At 67.2% G+C, this 6,206-nt stretch carries 5 protein-coding genes; 1 reads left to right on the top strand and 4 read right to left on the bottom strand.

From position 1 onward, the window contains the following. The coding region (locus VFE05_24405) for a glutamate--tRNA ligase family protein (protein HET6233241.1) at window positions 1-471 on the bottom strand (471 nt) is incomplete at its 3' end. 475 nt (window positions 472-946) lie between these two features. Here VFE05_24405 and VFE05_24400 point away from each other — a divergent pair. Beyond that, window positions 947-1,564 (top strand): hypothetical protein, encoded by a 618-nt coding sequence (locus VFE05_24400; GenBank protein ID HET6233240.1) that lies wholly within the window; start codon window positions 947-949, stop codon window positions 1,562-1,564. A gap of 109 nt (window positions 1,565-1,673) precedes the next feature. Here VFE05_24400 and VFE05_24395 read toward each other — a convergent pair whose 3' ends face one another. From VFE05_24395 to rplT, 3 genes are all read right to left on the bottom strand, one after another. Further along, window positions 1,674-3,515: a thiamine pyrophosphate-binding protein gene (locus VFE05_24395; protein HET6233239.1), complete on the bottom strand. Its 1,842-nt coding sequence runs from the start codon at window positions 3,513-3,515 to the stop codon at window positions 1,674-1,676. Then, window positions 3,512-5,200 (bottom strand): FAD-dependent oxidoreductase, encoded by a 1,689-nt coding sequence (locus tag VFE05_24390; protein HET6233238.1) that lies wholly within the window; start codon window positions 5,198-5,200, stop codon window positions 3,512-3,514. The genes VFE05_24395 and VFE05_24390 overlap by 4 nt, the downstream gene beginning before the upstream one ends. 629 nt (window positions 5,201-5,829) lie before the next feature. Beyond that, window positions 5,830-6,186 (bottom strand): 50S ribosomal protein L20, encoded by a 357-nt coding sequence (rplT, locus tag VFE05_24385; GenBank protein HET6233237.1) that lies wholly within the window; start codon window positions 6,184-6,186, stop codon window positions 5,830-5,832. Window positions 6,187-6,206: the final 20 nt, after the last annotated feature.

Here is a 6,206-nt window from a genome sequence, read left to right as displayed (position 1 = left end):
GTCGTCCCACTCCGTCGTCCCCTCGGGCACGCGGAAGCGCACGGTGAACGGCTCGCCCGCCTCCGCTCGCGACTCGCTCTCCGCCGGCGGGATCGCCATGCAGCGGCGGTCGTAGCGGTACTCGTTGCCGGCGGCGGCACGCGCCGCGTTCAGCTCCTCGGCCGTGCAGAAGCAGCGGTACGCCTTGCCATCGGCGAGCAGGCGGCGCGCGTCGGCCTGGTGGCGCGCGAAGCCGTCGGCCTGGTGGAACGGGCCCTCGTCCCAGGTGAGGCCTAGCCAGGTCATGCCTTCCAGGATGGTGCGCGTGCTCTCGTCGTTGCTGCGCTCGCGGTCGGTGTCCTCGATGCGCAGCACGAACACGCCGCCGTGCTTCTTCGCCAGCAGCCAGTTGAACAGCGCCGTGCGGGCGCCGCCCACGTGCAGGTATCCCGTGGGGCTGGGCGCAAAGCGAACGCGGATCTGGTCGGCCATCCTGGTTTCTTCCTGTGGGGATTACGCTGTTCGGTCTGTCAGGAGTGTCGACTGACAAATAGAAAGTTAAGCGCTGCCGCCATCCGCGGAAACCCGACCGGACCACCCGTGACGCCATCAGATGCACATCCCGTGTTCCCGCACCTGCTGCGCGGCGGAAAGGCTTCGGGCGCGATCAATCGCAGCCCCTACAGTCGCAGGGGAGTGTGCGAGCGTGAAAACGATCGGAGCAGCGAGATAAATCGACGCGGAGAGAAATCATCCCCGGACAGAATCAGCGGGAAACGCGCTATTCAGATGGTGAAACCGGTCCACCATCGCCCTAAATTCCAACAGCACGTCAACATACAAACGCACGCTTTAAGACACAACTGTTGACATTCGGACGCGATCCGTTCATTGTGAAGGCGCATTGTGAGCTTACCCCCGGCGACCGCCGGACGGGTGGCTCGGGATCACTTCTCAGGAGGTCCTCATGAGAAAGCTGTTGCGCTACGCCAGCCACATCCTCGTCGCCGCCGCCACGCTGGGCATCGCAGGATGCTCGGACAGCCCGGCAGATCCCATCGCCCCCAAGCAGGGGCCGGCGCACCGCCTGACCTCGGGCGGGTACGAGCTGCTCTCCTCGAACACCAACCTGAGCGTGTCCAGCGGGGTCACGTACAGCGTGCAGATCCCGTCGTCGGGCCCCGTGTACCTGAGCTTCGACGGCCGCATCAACTACCCGTACGGCACGGCTGGCAACGGCTCGGTGCTGAACGTGAAGGTCAACGGGGTGGCGATCGCCGCCAACACGCTCACCAAGGGCACGAGCTATTACTACCCGAACAGCAACCGCACGGAGAACTGGTACGACAACCGGGGCGCGGGCTACTCGCTGTGGGGGCTGTTCTGGAGCCCGGACTTCACGTCCAACAACAACTCGTCGGACAACTACTACGTATCGGGCGGCGGCGCGTACAGCTACACGTTCGACATCTCCAACTACGTGAACCTCGGGCAGACGAACAGCGTCGCGCTCACCAACGAGGGCGGGTGGACCGGCGTCTCGCCACAGGTGGTGCTGAACAGCATCTCGCTGCGCAACTACTGACCGCACCGTCTTCCCGGCAGCGACGGGAGATGCGGACCGAATAACCGAATCCCCCGGCTGCCTCGCGGCGGCCGGGGGATTCACGTGTCGGTAGATGTGCTGCGGAGGATCAGCCGACCTGCTCGATCATCTGCTTGGTGATGTCGTTCTGTGGGATGCGGAGCGCGATGATGGACAGCTTGTCCGTGTTCGCCTTCGCTTGCTTGAGCGCCGAGTCCAGCTCGCCCATGGTGTTCACCGTCGCGCCCCACCCGCCGCCGAACACCTCTGGAAGGCGCGCGTAATCCCAGCGGTGCAGCAGGTCGAAATCCTCCACCGGCTCGCCTTCGGTGAAGAACTTCACGTTCACGAACGCCTGCTCGATTCCGTACAGCGCGTTGTCGAAGATGAAGACCACGGTGCCGTGCCTGGCGCGCACCACGTCCGCCAGCGCCTGCGCGACCATGTGGAATCCCCCGTCGCCGGTGAAGACGACCGGCCGCCGCGACGGGTCCGCGAACCCGGCGCCCAGGCACGCGCCCGTCGTGTACCCGATGGAGTTCCACGCCGCCTGCGCGATGAAGCCGTCGCGCGTGTTCACCGGCAGCTCGGCGGCCGAGTACAGCGCGATGGTCGTGTCCGCCATCAGCACCATCGAGTCGTCCACCCACTTGCGCATGCGCTGGAAGAAGAGGTCGTACGTGACCTGCCGGTCCGCCGGCTTCACCTTCGGCGCGGCGACGGACATCGCCGTCTCCGCGCCTGCGGAGGCGAGCAGCGCCTGCTCCGGTGCACCCGCCGCGGCCAGCGCCTTCACCGCCCCGGCGGGCGCGCCGTACTTCCGCTCGCGCAGGCGGACCAGGAGCTGCTCCATGAACGTCCGCAGCGGTGCGCAGTCCCACACCGCCGTGCCCACGCGCACCGAGCCGTTCCACGCCAGCGACATCGTGCCGTAGCTGCTCTTCACCAGCCCCAGGAAGTCGTCCGTCACCAGCGTGCCCAGGCCCAGCAGCCAATCCGCCTTCTCCACCAGCCGCTTCGTCTTGCGGCTCGCCGACGCGCCGTCGTAGCAGCCCACGAACCCCGGGGTGTTCTCCGGCACCAGACCCTTGCCCAGCAGGTCGGTCGCGAAGGGGAAGCCCGTCTCGCGCACCAGCTCCAATAGCAGTTCCTGAAGCCCGAAGCGCTGCACCTCCATGCCTGCCCAGATCACCGGCCGCTTCGCCTTCCACAGGTGCTCCAGCGTGGCGTCCAGAGCCGCATCCAACGAAGCCTGCAACGTGGGCAGCGTGCCGGGCTCCAGCCGCCCGCGCGGCGCCTCGCACGGCAGGTTCCACACGTTCGCGAAGACCTCCACGTACACCGGCCGCCGCCACGTGAGGCACGCGCTGAGGGCGCGGTCGATCTGCTCGGGCGCGCGCAGCGGGTCGCGCACCACCTCGCGCGCCACGGTCACGTTGCGCACCGAGTCCTCGTCTGCCGTAAGCGTGCCGGTGGAGTGGTGGAAGAGCACGCCCTCGCGCCGCTCCGTGGTGCGGGATTGAGATGCCGGGCTGCCCACCACGAGCACGACCGCCAGCTCCTCCACGTACGAGCCCGCCAGCGCGTTGAGCAGGCTAAACGTGCCCACGCCGAACGTCACGCACGCCGCGCCCACGCCGCGCAGCCGCGCGTACGCGTCGGCCGAGTAGCCCGCCTCCAGCTCGTTGCACGTGCCCACGCGCCGGATGCCGATCTCCCCGCCCTCCTTGTCGATCAGCGACAGGAAGTTGCCCGCGTAGTCGCCCGGCACCGCGAACAGGTGCCCCACGCCCAGTTCCGCCAGCCGCGTAGCGAGGTATCGCGCAACGGTCCACTGCCCCGCATCTCCCGGAGCCGCACCCGCATCCGCCGACGCCACATCGGCGGACGGGGCGACGGGGCGCTTGGCGGAAGATGCGGCGCGGGCAGCGGTCTTCTTCGCCGCGGTCACGGGCCCATCTCCTTGTCGTAGTACTCCTTGGGGATGAACTCCGGGCGCTTCAGGCCGAAGTGCTCCTTCAGCATCAGCTCCGCCGTCTGGAGCGCGCCCTCCACCCATCCCTGGCCGATGGAGTACGCCTCGCCGCACACGTGCACCTTCTCGCCGGGAATGCCGCGCATGTAAGGCATCACGTCCCAGAACTCCACACCGGCCTTCCACGCGTGCCACCCGGCGCCGTACGGGTCGTCGCCCCAGTCGTGGTAGACGGCGGTGTACGGCTCGGGCACGAACTTCAGGCCGTGCACCTCGCGCACCTGGTCCTGCGCCTCGCTCACCATCTCCTTGCTCATGGTGAACTCGTGCGGGCGCACGGCGGGCTCGCCGTTCAGGTGGTAGTTGCGGCGCGGGGCGTCGGCGTCCGCGCAGTCCGGGTCGTCCGTGCGACCCTCGAACCTGGGCACGCCGGGGCGCCACTCCAGCGCCTTCCAGAACGGCACGCTGCCCAGGTCGTTGTAGCTCACCATCAGCAGCGAGTTGTGGTTCTCGGGGTCGCCGCCCATCTCGCTCTCGGTCTGGAAGTAGTACGTCTGGCGGATGGGCATGTCGGTGATCGTGCGCCCGGCGTCCACGCCCAGCGCGCGCCACCACGGGTACGGGTAGCCCAGGAACATCTTGAACGCCGCCTGGCTGATGACCGACTCCACCCGGTCGCGCAGCTCGCTGCCGTCGTCCATCCGGTTCCAGCGGATCAGCTCGATCGAGCGCCGCGGCAGGGCCAGCACCACCTTCTCCGCGTCCAGGTGCGCCTCGGGCCGGCCGGGCAGGTCGTGCGTCTTGCCGCCCTCGTCCGTCTCCGTCTTCACGAAGCACATCGCGTAATCCCCGTCCGCCCCGCGCCGCCCGAACGAGTCCAGGCGGTGGTTCATGTGGATCTCGCCGCCCAGGTCGCGGAAGCGCTGCGCGATGGTGCGCGGCAGCTCCTCGTAGCCGTCGTCCAGCGTGTAGTACTGGTTGTTCGGGTCGTACTCGGTGATGGGCAGCGACAGCGGCGCGGTGGAGTTCGCCACGTTCGTATAGTAGCCGCTGGCGTCGTACATGTACTGGTACGCCTCGCTGCTCAGCACCTTGTAGAGCAGGTTCCAGAAGCCGAGCTTGTACAGCGGCGTGCCGTTCAGCACCGGCACCGTCCACCAGTCCGTCGCGCTCAGGTCCTTGTTGAAGGGCAGCAGGCTGTCCATCACGTAGGCCTGGAGCTGGTCCGGGTTCATCCCCTGCTCGTCGGGGTTCATCAGGTACGGCACCTTGGCCGGGTCCGTCAGGTCCTTCACGCGCAGCTGGCGGCGGCGCAGGTACATCAGGTTGTTCGCGCCGCCGTCCTTGCCCATGGGGAACACGCGCGTGCGCAGCTTCAGGTGGCGGATGAGGCCCACAACGATCTCGTGGCTCAGCAGCCAGCGCATGCCGCCCAGCTCCGCCTTGATGTTCGGCATCCCCGGCATGGGGTAGCTGTACAGCCGCCCGCCTATGCGGTTGCCGTACTCGAAGAGCGCCACCTTCAGCTTGCGGTTGCTCTGCTTGAGGCGCCACGCCGTGTACACGCCGCTCACACCGCCGCCGATCACGGCCACGTCGTAGCGCTTCTCGCCCTTGTCGAACGGCTTGTACGGCTCGTGGCTCAGGATTCGTCTGCTCACGCGGATGTCCTCGGGAGATGGGGATGGAAGGCGGACTGCCGTGCTGCGAGTTGCGGAGTGCGGATCTTCCTGCTGCGAACGCGATGCGGACTGCGGTCGATGGAACCGCGGGAGATGCGGACTGCGGGGATGTGGACTGAACGGGAGATGCGGATTTGCCGACCGTTCTGTACTGCGTCGGCCTACGAACTGCGGATGTGCGATGGACGGCGGGAGATGCGCGGCTACTCAAGATCCCCGTCGTGTCGCGAAGGATGATACCTCCCGGCGTTGCAGTTCACAATCCCGCGCCTTCCGGAGGACCGACGCACGGATCGGCGGCGCGAAAGGGACTGCCGATCCGGTAGATTGACGGTTATATTCGGGAAGCTCTCCTGAGTCGACATGGCCGACCGCCGGCTAGGGGCCCTCGGGCCCGTGAACGGTCAATTCCCTGGCGAACTGAATTTAGTTACGCCGCGACCGGCCGGGGGTCGGCCTTCTCATTTCAACTCCGCGTGAGGCGCCGATCGGTGCCGAGCGCGACGGCTCGCCAGCCGCGCAAATGGCGGATACGACGAAGCGGCGCCGGGGGAAAATTCCCCCGGCGCCGCTTTCGTTCCGTTCGGGCGGTCGCCCGCCCGGCCGGATCAGCCCAGCTTGGCCTTGGCGGCCGTTGCCAGCTGCTCGAAGGCGAGCGGCTCGCGGATGGCCAGGTCGGCCAGCACCTTACGGTCGATCTCGATGCCGGCCAGCTTCAGGCCGTTCATGAACTTGCTGTACGAAAGGTCGTGCGTGCGGGCAGCCGCGTTGATGCGGATGATCCACAGGCGCCGGAACTCGCGCTTCTTGTTCTTGCGGTCCCGGTACGCGTATTTCCATCCGCGCTCGACGGTTTCCTTTGCGGGACGCCAGAGCTTGGAGCGAGCGCCGAAGGCGCCCTTTGCGTGCTTGAGGATCTGCTTCTTCCGCTTCAGGCGCGGAACGTTCGATACGGCACGTGGCATAGTCGGCTCCTATATCAGCT

It is taken from the genome of Longimicrobiaceae bacterium, from assembly GCA_035696245.1.
Taxonomy (GTDB): domain Bacteria; phylum Gemmatimonadota; class Gemmatimonadetes; order Longimicrobiales; family Longimicrobiaceae; genus DASRQW01.
The sequence above is the reverse complement of the archived record's forward strand: the minus strand, read 5'-3'. Positions and strand labels throughout refer to the sequence as shown.